The organism is Marinobacter salinisoli (assembly GCF_017301335.1).
Lineage (GTDB): Bacteria > Pseudomonadota > Gammaproteobacteria > Pseudomonadales > Oleiphilaceae > Marinobacter > Marinobacter salinisoli.
Window position 1 is genome coordinate 1,857,943 of the sequence record NZ_CP071247.1, and the last position, 22,117, is coordinate 1,880,059.

The 22,117-nt window shown below is 57.0% G+C and carries 20 protein-coding genes; 6 read left to right on the plus strand and 14 right to left on the minus strand.

What is annotated here, in order from left to right; genetic code table 11:
- Nucleotides 1-61: 61 nt before the first annotated feature.
- Both LPB19_RS08520 and LPB19_RS08525 read right to left on the minus strand, forming a co-directional pair.
- Complete coding sequence (locus LPB19_RS08520) at nt 62-490, minus strand: SRPBCC family protein (RefSeq protein WP_206645627.1); 429 nt, start codon at nt 488-490, stop codon at nt 62-64.
- Nucleotides 491-595: 105 nt separating this feature from the next.
- Nucleotides 596-1,471 (minus strand): AraC family transcriptional regulator, encoded by an 876-nt coding sequence (locus LPB19_RS08525; RefSeq protein WP_323127882.1) that lies wholly within the window; start codon nt 1,469-1,471, stop codon nt 596-598.
- Between the two features lie 164 nt (nt 1,472-1,635).
- Here LPB19_RS08525 and LPB19_RS08530 point away from each other — a divergent pair, with 164 nt between their 5' ends.
- The 5 genes from LPB19_RS08530 to mmsB are packed head-to-tail and all read left to right on the plus strand — an operon-like array spanning nt 1,636 to nt 7,211.
- On the plus strand, nt 1,636-3,129 hold the full coding sequence (locus tag LPB19_RS08530) for a CoA-acylating methylmalonate-semialdehyde dehydrogenase (protein WP_206642509.1): 1,494 nt from the start codon (nt 1,636-1,638) through the stop codon (nt 3,127-3,129).
- A 60-nt stretch (nt 3,130-3,189) separates the two neighbouring features.
- Nucleotides 3,190-4,356, plus strand: coding sequence for an acyl-CoA dehydrogenase family protein (locus LPB19_RS08535; protein WP_206642510.1), 1,167 nt, complete (start codon nt 3,190-3,192; stop codon nt 4,354-4,356).
- A 38-nt stretch (nt 4,357-4,394) separates the two neighbouring features.
- Nucleotides 4,395-5,174, plus strand: coding sequence for an enoyl-CoA hydratase (locus tag LPB19_RS08540; protein WP_206642511.1), 780 nt, complete (start codon nt 4,395-4,397; stop codon nt 5,172-5,174).
- 33 nt (nt 5,175-5,207) lie between these two features.
- Nucleotides 5,208-6,281, plus strand: coding sequence for an enoyl-CoA hydratase/isomerase family protein (locus LPB19_RS08545; protein ID WP_206642512.1), 1,074 nt, complete (start codon nt 5,208-5,210; stop codon nt 6,279-6,281).
- A gap of 36 nt (nt 6,282-6,317) precedes the next feature.
- Nucleotides 6,318-7,211 carry a 3-hydroxyisobutyrate dehydrogenase gene (gene mmsB / locus LPB19_RS08550; protein ID WP_206642513.1) on the plus strand — a complete coding sequence of 298 codons (894 nt, stop codon included), beginning with the start codon at nt 6,318-6,320 and terminating at the stop codon, nt 7,209-7,211.
- A 52-nt stretch (nt 7,212-7,263) separates the two neighbouring features.
- On the opposite strand, the gene LPB19_RS08555 is transcribed toward mmsB, so the two are convergent.
- The 9 genes from LPB19_RS08555 to LPB19_RS08595 all read right to left on the minus strand — a co-directional run bounded on the left by LPB19_RS08555 (nt 7,264) and on the right by LPB19_RS08595 (nt 17,389).
- On the minus strand, nt 7,264-8,142 hold the full coding sequence (locus LPB19_RS08555; protein ID WP_206642514.1) for a mechanosensitive ion channel family protein: 879 nt from the start codon (nt 8,140-8,142) through the stop codon (nt 7,264-7,266).
- A gap of 454 nt (nt 8,143-8,596) precedes the next feature.
- A complete protein-coding gene (locus LPB19_RS08560; protein ID WP_206642515.1) occupies nt 8,597-9,226 on the minus strand; it encodes a hypothetical protein in 630 nt (209 codons plus the stop codon).
- 35 nt (nt 9,227-9,261) lie between these two features.
- Entirely contained in the window at nt 9,262-11,184 is a 1,923-nt protein-coding gene (locus LPB19_RS08565) for an alkyl sulfatase dimerization domain-containing protein (RefSeq protein ID WP_206642516.1), read from the minus strand.
- Nucleotides 11,185-11,822: 638 nt separating this feature from the next.
- Entirely contained in the window at nt 11,823-12,647 is an 825-nt protein-coding gene (locus LPB19_RS08570) for a MipA/OmpV family protein (RefSeq protein ID WP_206642517.1), read from the minus strand.
- 269 nt (nt 12,648-12,916) lie between these two features.
- Nucleotides 12,917-13,081, minus strand: a complete 165-nt coding sequence (locus LPB19_RS08575) for a hypothetical protein (protein WP_206642518.1) — start codon at nt 13,079-13,081, stop codon at nt 12,917-12,919.
- A gap of 31 nt (nt 13,082-13,112) precedes the next feature.
- Nucleotides 13,113-14,642, minus strand: a complete 1,530-nt coding sequence (locus tag LPB19_RS08580) for a phospholipase D-like domain-containing protein (protein ID WP_206642519.1) — start codon at nt 14,640-14,642, stop codon at nt 13,113-13,115.
- Nucleotides 14,643-14,908: 266 nt separating this feature from the next.
- On the minus strand, nt 14,909-15,244 hold the full coding sequence (locus LPB19_RS08585) for a zinc ribbon domain-containing protein YjdM (RefSeq protein ID WP_206642520.1): 336 nt from the start codon (nt 15,242-15,244) through the stop codon (nt 14,909-14,911).
- Nucleotides 15,245-15,322: 78 nt separating this feature from the next.
- Nucleotides 15,323-15,730 (minus strand): VOC family protein, encoded by a 408-nt coding sequence (locus tag LPB19_RS08590; RefSeq protein ID WP_228289069.1) that lies wholly within the window; start codon nt 15,728-15,730, stop codon nt 15,323-15,325.
- Nucleotides 15,731-15,835: 105 nt separating this feature from the next.
- Nucleotides 15,836-17,389: a phytoene desaturase family protein gene (locus tag LPB19_RS08595; protein ID WP_206642522.1), complete on the minus strand. Its 1,554-nt coding sequence runs from the start codon at nt 17,387-17,389 to the stop codon at nt 15,836-15,838.
- 307 nt (nt 17,390-17,696) lie between these two features.
- On the opposite strand from LPB19_RS08595, the gene LPB19_RS08600 reads away from it, so the two are divergent.
- Entirely contained in the window at nt 17,697-18,179 is a 483-nt protein-coding gene (locus tag LPB19_RS08600) for an NADAR family protein (protein WP_206642523.1), read from the plus strand.
- Nucleotides 18,180-18,209: 30 nt separating this feature from the next.
- Here LPB19_RS08600 and LPB19_RS08605 read toward each other — a convergent pair whose 3' ends face one another.
- Genes LPB19_RS08605 through LPB19_RS08615 form a run of 3 tightly spaced genes read right to left on the minus strand, consistent with a single transcriptional unit; the run spans nt 18,210 to nt 21,927 of the window.
- On the minus strand, nt 18,210-19,187 hold the full coding sequence (locus LPB19_RS08605; protein ID WP_206642524.1) for a HupE/UreJ family protein: 978 nt from the start codon (nt 19,185-19,187) through the stop codon (nt 18,210-18,212).
- A 15-nt stretch (nt 19,188-19,202) separates the two neighbouring features.
- Nucleotides 19,203-20,048: a peptidyl-prolyl cis-trans isomerase gene (locus LPB19_RS08610; protein ID WP_206642525.1), complete on the minus strand. Its 846-nt coding sequence runs from the start codon at nt 20,046-20,048 to the stop codon at nt 19,203-19,205.
- Between the two features lie 22 nt (nt 20,049-20,070).
- On the minus strand, nt 20,071-21,927 hold the full coding sequence (locus LPB19_RS08615; protein ID WP_206642526.1) for a DUF3604 domain-containing protein: 1,857 nt from the start codon (nt 21,925-21,927) through the stop codon (nt 20,071-20,073).
- Between the last annotated feature and the right edge of the window lie 190 nt (nt 21,928-22,117).

Consider the following 22,117-nt stretch of genomic DNA (forward strand, 5'->3'; position numbering starts at 1 on the left):
CTCCAGGCCTGCCTCGCCCGGGTAGCTGATGGCTACCCGTGAGAGGGTTTGTCTGGCGCGTCTACGCCAGACTTGGCGCCTTTTTGATGCCCCTGCGAATCGCCTGTTCCAGCGCAGAGCTCAGCATCTTCCCGGTGAACGGGACGACGTCTTCAAAGCTGATGGTGTAGTTGATGCGGGTTTGGCCTTCCGGCGTATCGGCAAAGCAGATACGGCCAACGTGATTCTTGATCGGGCTGATGCTGGTGATGCTGTACTCAATCAATGAATCCGGCTCGAAGTTGAGAACCGTCTCTTCAAGCCCAACCGGGCCAAAGCCAATCTTCCTTACCGAACCGATGCCGTTGGGGTCGGCCTGATCGCTGTCCTTGACCCGTTTGATGGGGGCGCCCAGCAATTTCCCGAACGTGTAGTGATCGGCAAACAACGCAAACACCCTGTCCCGGGGGGCGTTGATAGTCTCTATGATTTCAATGTTATAGGCGGCCATGAGGTTGCTCTTTTTATACGTTATGAATGCCAAGGGTATCCCTTTCCCAACGGCAACAACAGTCGTAAGTATAGACACACCCGGGGCTTGGCCCGAGCTGCCCGGTCAGTGTCTGGCGGTATGCCGGTAATCGCGCGGCGACTGCCCCATCACTTTCTTGAACAATCGGGAAAAGTAGTAGGCGTCATCGTAGCCCAGCCGCCGGCTGATCTCGGCAAAGCTCACATCCGTGCTGTCCAGCAGCTGGCAGGCGCGTTCCACCTTCAGATGCAGGAAATGTTGAATCGGGGAGGTGCCGGTCTGCTGGCGGTAGCGGGTGGCGAAGTGGGCAGGCGAGAGCCCGGTGAGTTCCGCCAGCTGTTCCAGCGACAGCCGTTCGTCCAGATGTTCGCGCATATAGTTATGAATCGTGTCCAGTTCTTCGCTGCGCCGCTGGCTGGCGTCGTCGATCGTCAGCGGGATGGCGGTCATCAGCTGGCGCAGGCGGTTGGCGGCGTGGATCAGGCCGGCGGTTCGGAACCCGGTCTGCCGGACGGACAAGAGCCCGTTGAAGTCGACCAGCAGGCGTGGCTGTCGGCCCAGATGCCGGATGCGGGTGGTGCCGGCGAAGCCCATGTAGTGCCGGAAGTCCTCGGCCAGCGGGCCGGTGTAGTGCACCCAGTGGATGGTCCAGGGGTTGTCCGGGTCGGCGGTGTAGCGATGTTCTGCCCCGGCGGGCAGCAGGAGCAGGTCTCCGGCACCCACCGTGTAGGGTTCTCCGCCAACACTCAGAAAGGCTTTCCCTTCCGTGCAGTAAATCAAAAGATTGTCGCTATGATGCTCGCGGTGCATGTGGTGTCCGGCCGCCCGACGATAGTGGCCAAACGCCAGTGGGTACAGATCCCGGGTGAGCGGGTGGGCGGCCAGCCGCTTTATTGTGGGCTCTGGAACCACATAACGCACGCTGTCCCGAGGCACCGGCCATTGTGATGTTTTAATCATAGTTCGACCAAAGTCTTGCTGTTGAATCGAAAGATAGTCCATTACGAGCGAAATTTAGTCAATCATCGGTGCGGGTAGCCCGTGCTAGTCTGTTTTCAATCGTGGACGAAACCGGAATCGGTTTCGGCTTCATTCCCGCACAACAACAAACAGGGATCATTAACATGAAAAACGTACCTCTGTACCTTGCTGGCGAGTTCGTTCAGAGCCAGACCAGTGAGTGGATTGACGTCACCAATCCCGCCACCAGCGAAGTGATTGCCAAAGCACCCTGCGCCACCCATGCCGAGATGGAGCAGGCCATCAAATACGCCGGTGAAGTGTTCAAAACCTGGAAAGAAGTGCCGGTGTCCGAACGTGCCCGCGTCATGCTGCGTTACCAGGCGCTGCTGAAAGAGCATCATGACGACATCGCTGAGATCCTCGCCCAGGAAACCGGCAAGACCTTCGAAGATGCCAAAGGCGATGTCTGGCGCGGTATCGAAGTGGTCGAGCACGCCGCCAACGTAGCCTCCCTGATGATGGGTGAAACCGTCGAAAACGTCGCCCGTAGCGTGGATACCCACTCCTGGACCCAGCCGTTGGGCGTGTGCGCCGGTATCACGCCATTCAACTTCCCGGCGATGATTCCGCTGTGGATGTTCCCGATGGCCATTGCCTGCGGCAACACCTTTATTCTCAAACCGTCCGAACAGGATCCGCTGACACCGATGCGGCTGGCCGAGCTGTTTGAAGAGGCCGGCGCACCCAAAGGCGTCCTGCAGGTGGTTCACGGTGGTAAAGAGCAGGTCGATACCCTGCTGACCGATCCCGCTATCAAAGCGGTGTCGTTTGTGGGCTCAGTGCCGGTCGGCCGCTACATCTACGAGACCGGCACGCGCAACATGAAGCGGGTCCAGAGCTTCGCCGGCGCCAAAAATCACATGGTGATCATGCCGGATGCGGACAAACAGCAGGTGATCAACGCTCTGGTCGGCGCCTCTGTGGGTGCCGCCGGCCAGCGCTGCATGGCCATCTCCGTGGCCGTGTTCGTGGGCCAGGCCCAGGAGTGGATCCCGGAGCTGAAAGAAGCCATGGCCAAGGTACGCCCGGGTGCCTGGGATGATGCCGGCGCCAGCTACGGCCCGGTGATCAGCCCGCAGGCCAAGGACCGAATTGAATCACTGATCGCTGCCGGCGAGGCCCAGGGTGCCAACCTGCTGCTGGATGGCCGCGGTTGCACCGTGGAGGGCTATCCCGATGGTAACTGGGTCGGGCCGACCCTGTTCTCCGGCGTAACCACCGACATGGACATCTACCAGGAAGAAATCTTCGGCCCGGTCCTGTCCTGCATGGAACTGGATACCCTGGGTGACGCCATCGAGCTGATCAACGAAAGCCCGTACGGCAATGGCACCTCCATCTTTACCTCCTCCGGTGGCTGTGCCCGTCGCTTCCAGCACGAGATCGACGTGGGTCAGGTGGGTGTGAACGTACCCATTCCGGTACCCCTGCCGTTCTTCTCCTTCACCGGCTGGAAGGGCTCTTTCTACGGTGACCAGCACGCCTACGGCAAGCAGGCGGTTCGTTTCTACACCGAAACCAAGACCGTCACCTCACGCTGGTTCTCCAACGAGGTGGCGTCCACCGAAGCCAACTTCTCCATCCAGTTGCGTTGATAGACCTGGGGAGCGGGGCAGGGCCAGCCCGGCCCGGTTCCCGCTTCCGGGAGTAAAAGCATGAATTTTGACCTGAATGAAGATCAGTTGGCGTTTCGCGACGCCGCCCGGGCCTTCGCCGAAAAATCCATGGCGCCTTATGCAGCGCACTGGGATGACGAACATATCTTTCCGGTCGATGTGCTCAAAGAAGCCGGCGCAATGGGCTTCATGGGCATGTATACCCCGGAAGCCTATGGCGGCATGGGGCTGTCCCGCCTGGATACCTCGGTGATTGTTGAGGAGCTGGCCGCGGCCTGCCCATCTACAGCGGCGTTTATCACCATCCACAACATGGCCACCTGGATGGTGGCGAGCTTCGCCTCCGATGACCTGAAGCAGGAAATCGTGCCCAAGCTGGCCAGCGGCGAGTGGCTTGCATCCTACTGCCTGACCGAGCCGGGCGCCGGCTCCGATGCCGCGAGCCTGCGAACCAAGGCCGTTCGCGATGGCGACAGCTACGTGATCAATGGCAGCAAAATGTTTATCTCCGGCGCCGGCAGCACCGACGTGCTGGTGCTGATGGCTCGAACCGGCGATGCCGACAGCGGCTCCAAAGGGATTACCGCTTTTGTGGTGCCGGCCGACGTCGACGGCATCTCCTATGGCAAGAACGAAGACAAGATGGGCTGGCACAGCCAGCCGACCCGCATGGTGAGCCTGGAAAACGTTCGTATCCCGGCATCCAACCGCATCGGTGCCGAGGGCGAGGGTTTTGCCATTGCCATGAAAGGCCTTGATGGTGGCCGCCTGAATATCGCCACCTGTTCGCTCGGTGGCGCCCAGGCAGCTCTGTTGCGGGCCCGGAACTACCTGCACGAGCGGGAACAGTTCGGCAAGCCCCTGGCTGCTTTCCAGGCCCTGCAGTTCAAAATCGCCGACATGGCCACCAACCTGGTCGCCGCCCGGCAAATGGTCCGGTTGGGTGCTTACAAGCTCGACAACCGCGACCCGGAAGCCACGCTGCACTGTGCCATGGCCAAGCGCTTCGCCACCGACGCCTGTTTCGAAGTGGTGAACGACGCCCTGCAACTGCACGGTGGCTATGGCTACATCCGGGAATACCCGCTGGAGCGATACCTGCGTGACCTGCGGGTGCATCAGATTCTTGAAGGCACCAATGAAATCATGCGCCTGATCGTCGCCCGTCGCATTCTCGAGGACGGCGTGGCCGAGGCCATACAGTAAATAATCAATAACACCGCAAGGAACAGGGGAGACCAACCATGAGTGATCTGATCCAGATCGAAAAACGCAGACACATTGCGGTACTGACCATCAACAACCCGCCGGCCAACACCTGGACGGCGGAATCCTTGCCGGCCCTGCGCGATCTCGTGCGGGAACTCAACGCCGACACCAACATCTTCGCCCTGGTGGTGACCGGGCAGGGTGAGAAGTTCTTCTCCGCCGGTGCTGATCTGAAAACCTTTGCCGACGGCGACAAGGCCCGCGCCAACGACATGGCCCAGCTGTTCGGCGAAGCCTTCGCCACCCTGAGCGAATTCCGGGGTGTGTCGATCGCCGCCATTAACGGTTACGCCATGGGCGGTGGCCTTGAATGTGCCATGGCCTGCGATATCCGCATCGCTGAAGAGCACGCTCAGATGGCCCTGCCGGAAGCCACGGTTGGCCTTCTGCCCTGTGCCGGTGGAACCCAGAATCTGCCCTGGCTGGTGGGCGAGGGCTGGGCCAAGCGCATGATTCTGTGCGGCGAGCGGGTGAAAGCCGATAAGGCTCTGGAAATCGGCCTGGTGGAAGAAGTTGTGCCCTCCGGTGCCAGTCTCGACGCGGCCCTGAAGCTGGCGGAGGGTGCCTGCAAGCAGAGCCCGTCGTCGACCGCTCGCTGCAAACAGCTGATCATGAGTGCCCGGGACGGGCGCAGCCATGAAGATGGCTGGCGTATGGAGCGGGAACTCTTTGTGGAGCTGTTCTCCACGGAAGACCAGAAAGAAGGCGTGAATGCCTTCCTTGAAAAGCGTTCGCCCGAGTGGAAAAACCGATAATTTCCCGGCAGGGCACCGGGACAAGGACTTTGTATGACTGACCACCCGATTGTATTTGAAGAGTGGAGCACCGCGGACGGCGGCCTGATCGCCGTTGCCCGCCTGAATACACCCAAGGCGCTGAACTCCCTGTCGATTGAGATGATCCGTTTGCTCACGCCCCAGTTCCGGCGCTGGGCCGACGACGCCCGGGTGTGCGCGGTATGGCTTGAGGCTGAGGGTGACAAGGCATTCTGTGCCGGCGGCGACATTGTTGCCCTGTACCGCAGCATGACCGAGCCCGATGCGGCGAGCGAGGGCGAGGCCTTTTTCGCGGAGGAATACGAGCTGGACCAGCTGATCCACAGCTTCCCGAAGCCCATTGTGTGCTGGGGCCATGGCATTGTCATGGGCGGTGGCATGGGGCTGTTCCAGGGGGCTTCTCACCGGGTGGTGACAGAAGGCTCGAAACTGGCCATGCCGGAAGTTTCCATCGGCCTGTACCCCGATGTTGGGGCGGGCTGGTTTCTGAATCGAACGCCCGGCCGCACTGGCCTGTTCCTGGGCCTTACCGGTGCCCGCATGAACGCCGCAGATGCCCTGTTTACCGGCCTGGCCGACCGCTTTATCAAGCATCAGCTGAAGGCGGAGGTGATCGGCGAACTGTGCCAGCGCCACTGGCAGGGTGAACAGCCCAGCGCAGTGGTTGGCAGCGTGCTGCGCCAGTTTGAGCAGCAAAGCAGCGACGCCCTGCCAGAATCCCCGGTACGGACCCATCTTGATGAAATTAACCGGGCAACGGACGGTGACTCGCTGGAAGCCATAGTGAGTCAGCTCGGCGAACTGGCCGGTGGCCAGGGGTGGCTGGCCACGTCGGTTGCTTCTCTGGGCAATGCATCCCCGACGTCTCTGGCCTTGTTCTGGCGCCACCTTGAACGGTGCCGGCGCGACAGCCTGACCGAGGTGTTCGAGAAGGAGCTGGCGATGTCCAGAAAAGGACTGAGCAAGGGGGAGTTTGCCGAAGGCATCCGGGCGTTACTGATCGATAAAGACCAGCAGCCCCGCTGGCACTACGCCACGCTGCGTGAAATCGACGACGCCTGGCTGGAAGATTTCTTTACCGCCTGATTGTTAAAGCCAGACACAACAACAAGGAGCACAGATATGGCGAAGATTGCATTTATTGGCCTGGGCAACATGGGTGGCCCGATGGCCGCCAACCTGGTGAAAGCCGGGCACGACGTCACCGTATTTGATCTGTCCGACGCCGCGGTGAAGGCGCTGGAAGCAGACGGCGCAAGCTCCGCCGGCACCGCTAGGGCGGCCGCTGGAGGCGCCGAGTGCGTGATTACCATGCTGCCTGCCGGCCAGCACGTTGAATCCGTTTACCTGGGTGAGGGTGGACTGCTGGCGCATCTGCCGGAAGGCACGCTGGTGATCGACTCCTCCACCATAGCGCCGGAAACTGCCCGTGGTGTGGCCGAAGCGGCCCGCGCACGGAACATTCCGTTCCTCGATGCGCCTGTTTCCGGCGGGGTGGGTGGCGCCAAGGCCGGCATCCTGACGTTCATCTGTGGCGGAGGCGAGGATACCTTCAATAAGGCAAAACCGATCCTCGAAGGCATGGGCAAAAACATCTTCCACGCCGGTGATCATGGCTCAGGGCAGGTGGCCAAGATCTGCAACAACATGATGCTGGCGATTCTTATGGCCGGCACCAGCGAAGCCCTCGCGCTGGGGGTGAAAAACGGGCTGGATCCGGCGGTGCTGTCAGAGATCATGAAACAGAGCTCCGGTGGCAACTGGGCGCTGAACGTCTATAACCCCTGGCCGGGTGTGATGGATGGTGTGCCGGCCTCACGGGATTACCAGGGTGGCTTCCTGGTGAACCTGATGAACAAAGATCTGGGCCTGGCCTTCGACAATGCCGTGAAAAACCACGCTCCGATTCCCATGGGCGCGCTGGCCCGAAACCTGTTCGAATTGCACGCAGGGCAGGGCAATGGGGAGCTGGATTTCTCCAGCATCCAGCGGTTTTACTGCCCGGAAGACAAGTAAGCAGCCTTCAACTGCGGTCAATGCCTGATGGACCCCGGTTTCCCCGGGGTTCTCAACTGGCTGACTTGGTTTGCGTCACGGGCAAGGGCTCTTTGAAGGTCAGCGTGCGATAGGGGAAAGGGATTTCTATGCCGGCCTTGTCGAGTGCGGCTTTGACGGCTTCAATCACTTCGTCTTTGGATGTCCGAATATCGATGGGGCGTGAGCCGGTCCACCAGGTGATTTCAAAATTAATCGAACTGCTTCCAAATTCCCTTGCGAAGACCTCTACACCTTTTGAGGCGTCAACCGACTCAAGACCCGTCAGTGCAGTTCGTATAATCTCGCGGCCTTGCGCTATGTCTTCGCCGTAAGCGATGCCACAAATGACGGTGATGCGCCTTTTGGTGCGATCGGTGTGAATGAAGACCGCATTCTTATACAGCGTCGAATTCGGAAGCAGAACCAGATCACCGTTCACCTGCCTGATGTAGGTATCCCGAAGCGTAATCTGGGTGACTTCCCCCTCGATGCCTTCCACTTCAATAAAGTCACCGATTCGCATGGGTTCTCTGAGCAGCACCATCACGCCCGCCATGAAGTTCTCAAAGATGTCTTTGAACGCCAGCCCGATAGCCAGTGAACCCAACCCAAGCCCGGCCAGCAGTTTGGTGGGAGTCAGGTTGGGCATCGCGATGGTAGCGGCAATCAAGATGCCGCTGATCCAGATGCCGACCTTGGTCAGGGTGAGCAGCGCGCTTTGCAGGGAAGGGCGCAGTCTGGTCTTCGCCAGAACCCTGCGGTAGAGCATGATCACCAGCCTGTTGACCACCCAGACCAGAGCCAGAAAAAACAGTGCTGCGACCAGGTTGGGAAGGGCTTGGACAAACTGCTGGGATATGCCTTCAATGCGGGATTCAATGATGTCGAGCGGTGCGACGTTGATGTCCATCCAGGGTCTCCTCGGTGAATCTCATCAATGTAGCCCAGTCAGGCGCGAGGAGAGGCTCGGCGTTGCGCTGTTTGGCTGTTGATACCGGTTGGAGAACTGAGCCAGTTCCGAGGCGCGTGTGATGCCTGCCAATGACTCAGTAGGTTTTTTATCTGAGCAGGGAACAGCTGGAGATCAGGGAATCACCGCACTCATTAAGTGGCTAATATGGGCTTCCAATTCTGGCTGTTCAGGTCGCAAAGCGGACATTGAGAGTGCGAACTTTTGTCGACTTAAAACGCAAGCGACGGGGTGAGCTGTGCGTTCAGCGTCAGTTTGCCCAGGCTGAATTATTAATCAGATCCCTTCCTCGATATCTCCAAGGAAATAATGAACAGTCCATTCGTCGTTAAACAAATCGCTGATCTGAGGAACAAATCGAGACACAGACATACGCGACTCTTCTGAATTTCAGTCAGCTACGTTGCTGGAAAGCTGATCTAAACACCTCTAAAGCCTCGGCTTCAGAATTCTCGCTATTGCCGTAAAGCTTAAGCAACTTGAGTTTTAACAAGTCCTCTATCGTAAGCTTGCCATCCAGCAATTCTGCGTAAGCAAGATCTGGGATAAGCACGGTTAGTTCGTCTTCAGAGGGCCGAGAGGTGTGATATTCAGCGCCATTGGTCGGATCATTCAAGCGCATCCACGCCCCAGTCTGCGTCAAGAGCACCGAAATCGTTGGCCCTGACGCCGCCTGCTTGGAAAGCGCAGACATATGCGCTGCAGCTCTGTGGCTTATCTTGGTGAGAACCCACCGCCGCGCTACCTCGTGTTGAGGCAAACCCGATAATATGTTGCGTTCAACCGCTTCTCTCGTGGCGATTGCGACGGATATAACGCCTTTGTGACTCACCGAGAAAGCATCAAGGCCGAGGGGTGCCTCCAATGCGCAAGCCCTGCCATTCGGGTGATAGAAGGAGGCGAATGAGAATATGACAACGGCTGCCAGGTAAACGATTTTTTCAGGGATTGAGTTAATGCTAGGCAAGAAAACCTTTCGATGGTTATCAAGCAATGACCCGACATCGAATTGATTCTTACGCATGCTGGCAGCTCTGTGGAGAAGCATCGGTCCTCAACTCATCGACCTGACAGTTTGATTTCCGGTTTCGAGAAATCGAAAATCGAGGCGAAAGCTCCGAGCGCATCGGGATCACCCTCTACGGTCGTCACGCCGTCTTCGATAGACTGGCGCAACGTTGATCTGCCGAGCACAAAATCGTAAATCACTTGGCTGGGCAACCTCAGAACAACGTCAGATCGTTCCGGGACTTGCTCGTAAAAGGCTGCGATTCCGTTGCGAACATGATAGCCATAGCTCTCATCTCGGTCTTCGATGATGAAGCCCACCCGCAAATTGGCATCAACCGCTTTGGCTGCATCGACCTTCACTCGTAGATTTTCGAGAATGGTGCCAATGCCGAATTGTTCAATGATAACCGGGTTCGCAAAATCGAATGCACCAGAGCGGTCCAGGCTACCATCGAGCTCTGCTGCACCACTTAATGCAAAATTCCGATAATAAATGTTCGCCTGGTCGTACCCCCATTCGCGCATGGCTTGCGACTTCAGCAGCTTTGCGGCCTGGTCGTCAGGATTGCTGCGCACCGCATGAGTAAGCACTTCCATCGCCCAGCCATAGTCCTCTGCCTCGATCGCCTGGCGGGCCAGTTCAAGCACGCTGTCCCTGCCCCCCATTGCCGAAACGTACAGCTTGGCTTTACGTTGGAACTCTGGCGTAGCGAGTTCAGTCGCATCACCTGAATACCAACCTAAATAGCCGTTATAAACGTTTCGAACAACGTGCGCGACGCTGCCATAAAACTCTTGAAGCCAGGGATCGTTTTGCAGATTTTCCGGCAGCTTTACGAGACCGACCAGCTCCTCACGAGTCGCGCCCTTGTTCATGTAGCGGATAGACTGGTCATGAACGTACTGGATGGCATCCCTGTAGTTCTGAATTCGCTCAACAATGAAGTCGTTTCCAACCCATGAACGCATGTGTGAATGAGTGTACGCGTCACTTTGTTTCGCGTACTCGAGCAAGCGATCAACACCCTTGTACCACTTGACGAGGTCCCGGTACTTGGTTCCTCTCAGCGTGTAAAGGTTTGGGAAGGATTCACCCTGGATCGTCTCAGACCCATGAACTAGCTTCAGCCCTGGAAAGAAAACGTCAATCTCGTCCTCGGCATCTCCGTACCCTTCGAAAAGCACCATGTCTACGCCAGAAACATTGACTTCCAGTTTGTCATCAACGAGGTCGGTGGGGGCATAGAAAGAAATTTTTCCACCAGCGAAGGTCGGCCCAAGACCGGCATGAACCAACCCTTCTGGGTTTTGTCCTAGATAGCTGGCACCGCCATATGCAGTGCGTTCCGTGAGAATTTCACCCACGACACTGGCATCGTTCGCCAAATACTCCATGAATTGATGGTGGGCGAAAACACGCACTTTTCCGCTTTCCACATCCTCCTTCGTGACCCCCATTCCCGCCGAGCCAAAGGAGTGATCTGGATGGCGGTGACTGTAAATGATCGCGGTGACCGGTAGATTAATGCCTGTAGTCGCCCGAAAATCCGCGAGTATCCGTTCAGAAGCTTCATCACTCTCTCCCGGGTCAACCACAATCAGGCCGTCGTCCCCGACGACAATGAGCGTTGATGTGAGCTGCCAGCCAGACATCAAGAATGCTTTATCTTTTACCGGCTCATAAATGGTTTTCGCTTGCTGTTGGGCAAAACTCGTCATTCGCGGATTGATTGTGTCCGCTGGCTCAGTAACCGCGAGGTTATCGAAACGAGCACGAATCGGCGCGAGATTTTTGAGAATTTCGGGATCCGCATAAGGCTCAACCTTCAGAGCCACATTCATTTGAAGCACCTCTGGCGCTAGAAGTGATTCATCAACATTGGCGGTTCGCGCCGAGTTCAGACTTTGACACCCTTGAAGCAAAAAAGCGGAAGCAATGAATAAAGAAAGGCGGGACACATTCTTTGGCATTGTTTTCATTCCGTGATTGGTATTGCCTACATTGGCCGGCGGCCAAGGGCAGGTTTACGGTCTTGCGCCGGAAGCGTACAAAACCACACGTCAGAGGGCGGCACATCAAAAGCCCCAAAAGCCGGCAGTAAATATGAATCTAGCATCTGATGCGTTGTTCTGTTGGATTGCAGGTAACCAAGTTGCGGTTGGTTTGGAATTTTGGGCGTTTGCTTCTTCTCTGGAATTCAGGAGGTTCTAGCCATTGACGCTCAGTGCAAATAACGCCAACACCAAAGATCCAGAAAATCGGAGGCAAGGCGCTCTGGTCATCGTAGACCGCCTAGTCCAGTATCTGGTGTTGGCTCGACCAGACAGCCTTCCTTGGCCGTCAAGATTGCAGACGTATCGATTACTATAGTTCACATACTATTAAATCAAGGGAGAAATCGAGGCACGCCAATGTCCGCTTTTGTTGAGAAACCTCGGAGGCCTCGACGGTCGCAAAGCGGACACGGAAGTCATGTGAAGTTGGGAGCCAGTAAGCTGTCAATAATCCAAGCATCCCCCGGAAAAGAGACACTCTGACTTGGAGGCCTGCAAAAAGCAGGGCCATGCTTGCCATCAAAGAAAAATCAAAAGGAACTCAGGCAGGAACATCAAAAAACATAAATGAAGCCAACCCCGATTTCCGCTTCATAATCGTTTCGAGATATCGGGCTGTCTCTGACATCACTGCCGTAGATTTCGTAAAGAGCTTCACCGAAGATCTGCCAGCTCTCGTTCAGGTAATTCCGATAGTTAACGTTGAAACCGGTTGACCTGTACCCGCTATCAATATCGGTTTCTGGAAGGCCTGAGTCGATGGACTGCTGTGTGTTCACACCAAAGTCCCGGTTGGCTAGTTTACCATCGTGGAAAGTGACAGCAGCGCCTACTTCCCAGCCAGTGCCGTTGGGCTGGCAACCCAAACACGTTCCTGCGCCGAAAATCCCGAGCGTACCGATTTCTCCGGCCAATACACGGCCATCCAGAAAGTAACGCCAGTTTTCTGCAAGGGCACGACGCACTTCCAGCAGCACTGTCACCCCGGAATTCGATTCGCCTAACCCATCCAGTCTGCCATCTTCTGAATCGCCCTCTTCACGGCCTTCTTCGTAGCCTAAAGAGGTTTGAAACAACCAGGGATCCCTGGCAACTGTTCGCCAGCCAATGGCTTCACCTGCCCAGAAAAAAACGTTGTCGCCAGTTCGCCACTGAACACCCCCAGCCGGATCGACCTCACGCTCGAATTCTTCTGAACCCTCATAGGCAGACTCATATTCAATGCCGAGGCCCAACCCAACACCCCAACCATCGCCATCTGTAAAATCGACGATAGAAGGAAGCGGAACGAGAGGGGTTCTCGTCTCTGTCGCATGTACCGATCCAAAACACGAAAGAGCGCCAAGAAATGGGGCGACTTGGAAGACGATTTTTTTCATTGTGTCTTTCCTATGAACCGGCAAGTGGTGATCCGACTCACTCACCTACATCATAGATCACTGGCTTTCATTTGCTCTAAAGCGCCTGCGCCACCATCGTTCTGTGACCCCATCGCAAACGAAAATACTCAAATTTTCATTTAACAGCGGCCGGGACACCCGATGTCGAGACCGCGTTGGACATTGATCGAATCCAAGAAGACTTTTTCTGGCTGTGAAAGGTCCGCTTTTGTTTAGAAAACTTGGAGGCCTCGACGGTCGCAGAGGTCTCAAACCGCTTGAGCGGTCAGCGTATAGCACATGGGAATTTGCGCTGGGCGGTTTTCGTAAACCTTGTACTCCACCCCGCGATTCAGGTGCGGATGCTCCGTAAATTTCTGCAGCTTGAAACTGTTCGGCACGTATTCGGTCAGAATTTCTCCGAGCGTATGCATGTGCTGGTTGCGGGGAAACTTGTCTCGAACATCAAAGCGCGCCCTCAATTGGCAAATGCGAGAAGAACCAATCTTCGATGCGCTGCATGAACGATGTAGCTGGCTGAAATTCAAGTGTCCGGTCATCGGCTACCCAGTAGATCTTGCCATTTTCCCGCAGTTCCAAATGCCACGCGTTTGCGGTTAAGAAATCACCTTCCACCGCGTCACGAACTGTTTTGTTGAACTGATTGCTTATGACAAGCAACCCCATTTCAGTATTGATGCGCAATGAACGTGGATCCAGGTTTGCGCTGCCGATGAATACTTTGTCATCGTCGATAACTAATGCCTTCGCATGCAAAGCAAGCTTTTTCCGGCCTATCGGTGTCAGCATGTATCGTTGTCGGTCACGAGCATTTGTGCGCACCTCGCTCAGTTCCGCCCCCATGTCGAGCAGCGTGTAGATATGATTGCGATAGGCGCTGTGCGCGGCCAAATGATTGTTAGAACCGATTGAATTGGTCAGTATCCGCACGCGAACGCCGCGATCGAGAGCGCGTTTAACTGCCCCCTGAAGATCCGGCGTCGGTATTAGATAAGCCGAAACAATCAAAATCTCCGATTCCGCATTGTCGAAAAGATGGACCAGTTCATTCGCTACCTGAATCGGTTCCTCCTCCCGGTTCTTGGGGTTACCGTCGGGCGGGTCGTCCGAATAGAGAAGTGTCTTGCCCGTATCTGCCTGCCTGATAATCTCGCGCCACATAACCATCAGATCTTCAGCCGGCTTTTCGACATGCAGATGCTGCGACAAGTCGGTCACGCGCCGGGCTTCGGCGAGTTGTTCCTGTGATGCCTTCTTGTGGCTCAGTGTCTCGATCGGAAACGACCATTGGTCGTTCCAGTAGTCATCAAAAGTAGCGCTGATTTCCTGAACGATTGGGCCGCCAAGCAGCAACTCCAAATCGCGAAAGTTAAATGTATCGCTGAGACCAAAATACTCATCGGCGATATTCCGACCGCCTACGATTGCAATACGGTTATCAACCACCATCGCTTTGTTGTGCATACGGTGATCGAGCCGTCGGAACTCTGATAGGTTCAGTAGTTGGCGTGTTACCAGCCCACCCGAGCGACGCTTGAAAGGATTAAAAACGCGATACTCTATATTCGGGTGCTCCGCGAGCGCCAAAAGCAGTTCGTTTTCGTGAACCAGAAACGTATCGTCGACAAGAATCCGCACAGTGACATTACGATCCGCCGCTCGGACAATATGATCCAGAACCATCGCACCTGCGGTATCGAAGAACCAAAGAAAGGTCTGGAAATCGATGCTTTCAGCCGCACTATCGATCGCTTTAAGTCGCACGTCTAATGCCCTCGGCCCATGATCAAGCAAGGAGTGCCAGTTCACAGAGGCCGTGGGGTCGACCGCGTCCCAAAATGCGGTGTGTGCTGGCGGAGCCGTGTACTCCGGTGGACGCTCAATGGGTTTTAGCGAGGAACAACCCGCCCCAATCAGAATCAAAAGGCCCAGGCAACACCATCGTCGTGAGAGAAAAGTCAGATGAATATTCATACTTAACTTCGATTTCGTTTTCCTGGTGTCTCTAAAACATTAGCCTATCCAAGGCCTGGCTTCGTTTACATGTAATCGTCTGACGTTTGTGGTTTGCTCCAGCAGGCGCACGTTATGAAGTATCGTCAGTTGGCCCGAAGTCACTGAAGGTTTAGTCAGACTCGAATGTCCGCTTTCTGTTTAGGAAGAGCCGGGGAGTCGCGGCAGGCTGCGAAGAGGGCTCCCAGCCAAGCCTGCCGCTATTGCTGACCGTTTTTCGTGAAGGGCTAAACCTTCTTCACAAATTTGGCGGTGACCATCATTTCGCCCACCCCGGGGAGTTTGCAGTCAAGTTCGTGGTCCTTTCCTTCCACAATTCTCCGTATCGCAGTCTTGGTTCCAATTTTGAGCACCTGCGAGCTGCCCTTTACTTTGAGGTCCTTGATCAGAGTGATTTTATCGCCAACTTCCAGAACCGTGCCGTTGGCATCCCTGACTTCGAACGTATCTTCCCCGGCTACTTCCGAAGGATTCCACTCGTAGGCGCACTCGGGGCAGATAAGGTTCGACTGGTCTTCATAGACGTATTCGGATTTGCACTTGGGGCAAGGGGGATGTGACATGGCGTTGGATCTCTGAATTCATGTGGTGTGATTGGTGGTGCTGTATCTGCGGAAATGCAGTGCGGCTTGATCGGCTTGCTAGGCGTCTGTGTCATCGGTAGGGCCTATCCAGGCGAATGGGTTGTGTGCAATTTCCCACAGGTGCCCATCGGGATCCTTGAAGTAACCGCTGAAACCACCCCAGAACACCTTCTGGGGTCTCTTGACCAGAGTCGCGCCAGCTCTGAGTGCCTCGTTCATGACAGCTTCGACCTCCGCTGGCGACTCTACGTTGTGGGCGATCGCGAAAGCGTTAAAGCCACTGCCTTCCGCTGGCACACCCGCGTCCTCAGCGAGCGCTTGTCGGCCGTAAAGTCCAAGCCAGGTTCCATTCAGATTGAAGAAAGCGACGTTCTCTTCATGTCCGTAACGGGGGAAACCCAATCCTTGCTCATAGAATTCAATCGAGCGATTCAGGTCGTCCACGCCCAATGTGATCATGCTCATTCTTGGTTTCATCGGAGGCCCTTCCATCTGACGCCGGGCGGCTCATTCATTTGGTGTGGTATTAAACCGCAACGCCCGCTTCCCGCACAGGTGGAATTTGCGGGTTTATTTCAATTTCAGGAACACGTGCGGGTCAATTGCCGCCGCGGCCAGCATGGCTCCTGTCAGCGCTCCGGCGATGCCGGGAATAAGGACGTCCTGGCCGGACAGAAACAGGCCCGGCACGGGGGTTCGGGCACTCAGCGCCTCGGACAAAAGCCGGCGTGGGCTGGTTTCGATACCATAGAAGGCGCCTTTTTCATGGCCGGTAAACAAGGCGGTGGCCAGTGGCGTGCCCAGTTCATGGTAGGTGATAAGCGGAGCCAGGTCCGGAAACTTCTGTTTGAAGAAATCCAGTATCCTGGCCTCGACGCGCTGCTTGAACGATGCCCACTCGTCCGGGCGCTTGGCCGCACCGCCATCCGCGAAGTCGGCCACCGAGGACCAATCGGCCCAGATCAGCACGTCACCGGTGTGCTTGTTTCTCGGGCCGGGATCGTGCGCCGGGTCTTTGAGGGAGGCAAACGACACAAACATCATCTGAATCGGCTCGCCGTCTTTCGCACCCCAGATGGCATCGCTGGTATCCCAGCTTTCGTAGAACCAGTGGTTTGAACGCGTCGCTCCGTGTTGGTTGATGTCGCCCTCAAAGCCGAGAAACAGATCGAAGTGGCAGATCGATGGCCTGAAACTGGCAATCTGACGAGCCCAGTCCTGCCGCCGAATCTCCTCCGGCAGCAAGTGCTTCACGGTTTCACCGGCGCCGATGGCCGAAACAATGGTCTGTGCGTGGAATACTTCACCGGCTTTCGTGCGCACACCCACGGCTGTGCCATTTTCAAGCAAGATCTCATCAACCGCTGTGCCGGCCCGCGCGCTGCCTCCCGCCGCTTCGATCACCGGAACAAGTCCCCGGGCCAGGGCGGCGGCACCGCCAACGGGATAACCGGCGCCCTCAAGGTAGTGGCCGATGATTGTGGCATGAATGGCAAAGCTGGCGTCTTTCGGCTTGCCGCCGTAGGTGCCCCATTGCGCCGATAATACGGCGGCCAGCTGCGGGTTGCTGATCAGTTCCGCGATAACCTCGCCCGTCGTGCGGTTGCACCAACGCTGAAGTTTCTTTTTGTTCCACCAGCGATGGGCGGAACGAAAGGGCTCGGGCATGGCTCGCTCGGCGCCGGCCATGTGACCGGCTTCCTCCGCTGACAGCAACGCCTCGAAGTAGGCATCGATTTCGGCCGCGTTGTCGGGAAAGCGTTCTTTCAGCTCCATCTTGTAGGCGTCGGCCGGACGCCCGACGGAGATCTCGAAATCATCCGGGAAGTGCAGGGTGTCATAAACTGTGCCGACCGAGCGAAACTCGATCGTTCCGTCGCTCAGCCAGTCCAGTATCCGGCCTGCAAGCTGGTCATGGCCGAATGTGCCGCAATAGTGGAGGCCGACATCCCAGGTGAATCCCTCGCGCGTGAAGGTGTGGGTGAGCCCGCCAATCTGTTGCGCCTGCTCGAGTAACAGGACGCTGTGGCCCAGTTGGGAAAGGGCTGCGGCGGTTGTCATTTCGCCAATGCCGGACCCGATAACGATGACATCGAACGGGTGGGTAGAGGATTTGGCTGTCATGGTTTCAGCCTCTTTCGTCGGCTCTGACGTTTGCCGATATGAACGCTAAATGGTATCGACGTGTATCCGGTCACCGCTCGCGTGACCAGCACGGATAGGCAGGCTATCCCCACCCACGAAGTGTAGCCGCAAAGCAGGGCGCGAGAGCCGCTACATCAGGGTACGTTGGCGCAAAGGGCATTCAGGTTACTGAATTCGTGCTAAATTGGCGTGGCGGTGCCAGCTGGCGCCAGCATCTGGCGCCACAGCGTTGCCCCAGAGGCAGATCAGAAGCGCGTGACAACCCTTATTTTTTTCGACGGTGACTATGGCTTTATTCCCCGATGACAATGGCGAAAGCAACCTGTACGTAACCCGTTCAGAGTTGGACAACCTGCTGGGCACCTATGCCCCTTATGGATTCGAGCTGGAGGGCAAACACTGGCCCACGGTGGAGCATTACTTCCAGGGCATGAAATTCACCGATGAGGCGCGGCAGGAAGAGGTGCGTAACGCCAGTTCGCCGGAAAGGGCCCGCAAGCTCGGTCGGAAGCGCCACAAGAGTTTCCGGAAAGACTGGAAGAAAGTGCGTGAAACAGTGATGACGCGCGGTGTCTATATTCGTGCCCGCACCCACGGTGAGCTGGCGGAAGCCCTGCTCACCACCGGCGACCAGATCATCATGGAAAACAGCAATTACGATTACTTCTGGGGCTGCGGCCGGGACCGGCGCGGTGAAAACCGCTACGGCAAGGTGCTGATGAACGTTCGCACCAAGCTGCGGCAGGAGCAGGCGGCCGAAGCCGGCTGATTGCGCCGTTTCTGCAGCGGCGGGCTGATGCTAGAACGCCGCTACCCGCTCGAACAGCCAGAATGAGGCCAGGGAACCGATGAAATAGGGCGGCACCTTCTGCAGAATCCGTCCTGGCTGAAAGGCGAGCTTCCTGGCCAGGGCCGTCAACGCCAGAAAGGCAAAGACAAACAGCAAATTGCCCACCTCAACGCCCACGTTAAAGAACACCAGTGCCAGTGCCACCGCGTTCTGGGGCAGTCCGATCTCGCCCAATGCCGCTGCGAAACCCAGCCCGTGCAGCAAACCAAAACTGAACGCCACCAGCCAGGGATTGCGCTGGGTGATGCCCGGCTGCCCGCGCTGGGCACGCAGTATTTCGGCCGCCACAAACACAATGCTCAGCGCGATCACAGCCTCAACCGGTGGGACCGGAATACGAATGATGCCCAGAGAGGCCAGCGACAGGGTGATGCTGTGGGCGATGGTGAATGCCGTGATGGTCAGGATCAGCTTGCGGGTGCTGTTGATCAGGAGCAGCAGGGCCAGCACGAACAGGAGGTGGTCAATGCCCAGCAGAATATGCTCGATGCCGAGCACCAGGTAGGTCTGGGCGGTGTCCAGCAGGGTCGGCTGGGCGGCCAGGGTGACCTCTGGCGCAGCAGGAGTCAGCCGATGGGTGACGCTGGAGCCGTCCAGGTATTCCACCCGCAGCAGTGCTTCGGTGGAGGTGCGTGGCAATCCTTCGATGCTTACCCTGGTGCCGGCCAGGCCTTGCTCGCGGGTGAGTGACCACTGCTGCAGGTGGGCGCCGTTCAGAAAACCTTCAACCGGCTCTGAAGTGTCAGCGGGCGCGGGTTCAAAGCGGACCTGCAGGGCGAGCCGTTGCTCGCCTCTGGCCGGAACCTTCCACAAAACGGTGTAGGTGCCCGGAGACTGTTCGGTCAGTTGCAGGTAGGCTGGGCGCAGTTCGTCGGCCCGGGCGAAGGAAACCGCCATCAGAGCCAACAAAAGTAGCCAGATTCTCATGGGTGCCGCTCCGGTTTACTGGTTTTTGTCGGTGACAACGGTGATGTCGTAGTTGGCCAGCAGGCCTTCCCGGAAGGATGCGTCCAGCGCCTGCGCCCGATCGAAACGCCACTCCCGTTCGACTTTCCCACGGATGCTGGCGAGTTCCGGTAGACCACCCGGAGTGTGCTCCTCAAGCCGGATGAAATGAATTCCCATGCTGGATCGAATAGGCCCTTGCCAGGCTTTTTTACCCAGCCCCTCCAGCTGTAACGCAAATCCCTGGCCGAAGGTTTTGTCCAGCATGCGCCCGCTCACGTTCTCAAATTCCGTGGGCAGCAGTGACGGATCGCCCGACACGGACTCTCCCTCGGCCAGTGCCCGTTCTGCTTCCGCCACTCGCTTTCGCAGTTCAGGCTGTGGCTGGTCGATACTCAGGTACACCTGGCGGAAGGAGTAGTGGTCATCGGTGCGGAATTTGTCCGGGTGCTGCTCCAGATATTCGGTAAGCTGTTCGTCGCTGGGGGCCAGCGCGTTGGCCAGGTTGTCGGTGTAGATTTCCATCTTCTGGCGCAGCCGGCGACGGATCACCGGATCGTTCTTGTCAATGCCGAGGGCCAGTGCTTCGCGGTAGTAAATCTCTTCGATCACGAAGTTTTCAATTAGGCCCTGCAGTTCCTCCTCGGTGGGTTTGCGCTGCCAGGCCCGGGCGAACTGCTGCTCCAGGCTGTTGATCTGGCCCTGGTCAACCAGGATGCGTTTGTCGTCCTGCATGGCTTGCGGATTGAGCGCGCTGTAGAGTGCGAACAACAGCGCGCCAATCAGAAGAATCTGGATAAGCGGTTCCTTCGCCAGGGTTGTCAGCCGATGGGGCATGGCCATGTTTCAACGTCCTCTGTGTTGATTAATCTTCCGGGGTGTACCAGATGGGCGAGGAGAAGGCGCGCTCCTGATGCACCAGCGGTACCTCATCTGGCATGGAGACATCGAACCGAACCTTGTCGTACAGCGTCCAGCGTGGTGTTGGAATTTCCAGCACCCGCACGTAGTAGAACGCGGGCTGGTCCGGGTCGAACGATGGGTCTGTGAAGTAGCCCATGAGTTCCGCGGCGCCAATGGAGTTGCTGTACTCGGCGGTTTCCATGTTAACGGTATTGCCTACCGCAGGCAGTTTGCCGTCGTCGCCGATTTTGCGCTCGCCGGACCAGACCACATCAAAGACCTTCTCATGAGTTTCGCCGCTGTCATCGACCCAGCCCTTGATCACCTGAGCCCTGTCCAGGTTGCCGCTCTCCGGATCTTTTTTGGCAGCGATGAGGAAGGTTGGGGCTTTGTTGTTTCCGTTAGCGGATAGGTTGGCGCCCATGGGCACGCCTTTGTCGTAGCCTGCCGCGACCAGATCACCGGTGAGATCCTCTTCGGAATAATCAAATCCACCGAAGAAACGCACTTCCATGCGCGGGCCGGAGGTGGCAAAGGTTTCTTTGCGGGCCATGGCATCCCAGATGGCTTCCCGGGTGTTCTCCGTTGCCCACACACCCATCACGCCAGATGCCGCCTGCTCCCAGCCCATGTAGTTGCTGTCGATGCCTTCCAGCAGCGGGAAATCCCAGCGCTCTGCCCGGGGCTCCACGGTCTTGAACTTACCGTAGAAGTTGTCTTCGTCCGGAGTGGAGAGCCCGGTATGGGTATCGGTGGCTGCATTAGCGCCTTGCTGGAAGGGGTTAACACCCAGCTCCTCCTTGATGCGAAGCCCGTTTTTCAGGGCTTCACGCCAGTACTCATACTGGATTGCGCCTTCGGGTTTGGGCTTGAGAATCAGGTTGCCCCGATCCCACAGGTCCCAGTCAGCGAACTCATCGTTGGGGGACAGGCTCGGGTGGGATTCACTCTGGCCCTTGATCTGGGTGAGTTCGTAAAGTGGTTCGTATTTCGCCCGCATTTCAGCCCATTCCTTGGTCATGGCGGAACCGTCGAACTGCTGCAGTTCAAACATGCGACCGTTGGACATATTGCCGTTGTGGGGAATGGCCAGCACCTGGCCACCGGTTTTCTTTTCGTATTCCGCCATCCATTGCCAGAGCTTGTAGGAATCCTGTGTCACAAAGGTGGTGAGTGGCAGTACTTGCCCGGCTTTGTCGGCGCCATCCCGGAAGATCACATTGCGGTGCAGGTTGTCACCGCCGTCGGAATTCACCGTCCACTCATAGGCAATGAAGGTGCTGAATTGTCCGGGCTCATTGTATTTCTCAGCGGCTTCTATGGTTTTTTCCCAGGCGGATTTCATCCACTTGGGGTCCATGATCTCTTCCGGCAACTCACCGTTGGATTGCATACGGATCAGCTCGCTCTTGGCGGAGGCAGCGGCTTCGCCACCTTCCTCGATCGCGGCTTTGAAGCGCTTCAAAATGTCGTTTTCCATCATTTCCGGATTGCCGGCGACGATTTCATTGATGGTGCCCATGCCATCGGAGTGGTCGGTCACCATGAACCAATCAAAGGGGCGCGATAGCTTGGCTTTCAGCCCGGAGTTGGACTCTACCTCCTGGCCAAGGGCAAAGCGGTAGGCATCTTCGGGTGAGGTGATCGCGCCGTCCATACCCGCATCAGCGGACCAGCCGGTGTGAACATGGGTGTCACCGAACAGGGCCTGGCGGGGGTAGTCGGTGCCTGATTCCATTTCTGAATGGGAGCTGGCGTTGGCGGTCAGCGCAAGGGCTGAGGCCAGAACTGCCAGGCAGAGGGTGTGATGGGTGCTCATTGGCGACTCCGCTTCAATGGTGTAAGTCCCGTCATTTGGGCTGACGACAAAGAAGTGACGGAAAGCACCGGCGTGGTTCAGGGCGGATTCGAACACCGTTCCATGGCCTGGACTCGTCGCCTCGTAAGTCTGGCCTGAGGCGAGAAAGATCCTAAAAGGTATAGCAGGCCAGCCCGGTCTTTGAAAGCGA

Bases quoted from the DNA above. Each gene is read 5' to 3' on its own strand.
- LPB19_RS08600 (WP_206642523.1), top strand. From the start codon at position 17,697: ATGGCTTTATTCCCCGATGACAATGGCGAAAGCAACCTGTACGTAACC.
- LPB19_RS08580 (WP_206642519.1), bottom strand. From the start codon at position 14,642: ATGAATATTCATCTGACTTTTCTCTCACGACGATGGTGTTGCCTGGGC.
- LPB19_RS08545 (WP_206642512.1), top strand. From the start codon at position 5,208: ATGACTGACCACCCGATTGTATTTGAAGAGTGGAGCACCGCGGACGGC.
- LPB19_RS08610 (WP_206642525.1), bottom strand. From the start codon at position 20,048: ATGGCCATGCCCCATCGGCTGACAACCCTGGCGAAGGAACCGCTTATC.
- LPB19_RS08525 (WP_323127882.1), bottom strand. From the start codon at position 1,471: ATGATTAAAACATCACAATGGCCGGTGCCTCGGGACAGCGTGCGTTAT.
- mmsB (WP_206642513.1), top strand. From the start codon at position 6,318: ATGGCGAAGATTGCATTTATTGGCCTGGGCAACATGGGTGGCCCGATG.
- LPB19_RS08605 (WP_206642524.1), bottom strand. From the start codon at position 19,187: ATGAGAATCTGGCTACTTTTGTTGGCTCTGATGGCGGTTTCCTTCGCC.
- LPB19_RS08615 (WP_206642526.1), bottom strand. From the start codon at position 21,927: ATGAGCACCCATCACACCCTCTGCCTGGCAGTTCTGGCCTCAGCCCTT.
- LPB19_RS08590 (WP_228289069.1), bottom strand. From the start codon at position 15,730: ATGAGCATGATCACATTGGGCGTGGACGACCTGAATCGCTCGATTGAA.
- LPB19_RS08575 (WP_206642518.1), bottom strand. From the start codon at position 13,081: ATGCATACGCTCGGAGAAATTCTGACCGAATACGTGCCGAACAGTTTC.
- LPB19_RS08565 (WP_206642516.1), bottom strand. From the start codon at position 11,184: ATGCCAAAGAATGTGTCCCGCCTTTCTTTATTCATTGCTTCCGCTTTT.
- LPB19_RS08595 (WP_206642522.1), bottom strand. From the start codon at position 17,389: ATGACAGCCAAATCCTCTACCCACCCGTTCGATGTCATCGTTATCGGG.
- LPB19_RS08585 (WP_206642520.1), bottom strand. From the start codon at position 15,244: ATGTCACATCCCCCTTGCCCCAAGTGCAAATCCGAATACGTCTATGAA.
- LPB19_RS08535 (WP_206642510.1), top strand. From the start codon at position 3,190: ATGAATTTTGACCTGAATGAAGATCAGTTGGCGTTTCGCGACGCCGCC.
- LPB19_RS08570 (WP_206642517.1), bottom strand. From the start codon at position 12,647: ATGAAAAAAATCGTCTTCCAAGTCGCCCCATTTCTTGGCGCTCTTTCG.
- LPB19_RS08540 (WP_206642511.1), top strand. From the start codon at position 4,395: ATGAGTGATCTGATCCAGATCGAAAAACGCAGACACATTGCGGTACTG.
- LPB19_RS08560 (WP_206642515.1), bottom strand. From the start codon at position 9,226: ATGCGTAAGAATCAATTCGATGTCGGGTCATTGCTTGATAACCATCGA.
- LPB19_RS08555 (WP_206642514.1), bottom strand. From the start codon at position 8,142: ATGGACATCAACGTCGCACCGCTCGACATCATTGAATCCCGCATTGAA.
- LPB19_RS08520 (WP_206645627.1), bottom strand. From the start codon at position 490: ATGGCCGCCTATAACATTGAAATCATAGAGACTATCAACGCCCCCCGG.
- LPB19_RS08530 (WP_206642509.1), top strand. From the start codon at position 1,636: ATGAAAAACGTACCTCTGTACCTTGCTGGCGAGTTCGTTCAGAGCCAG.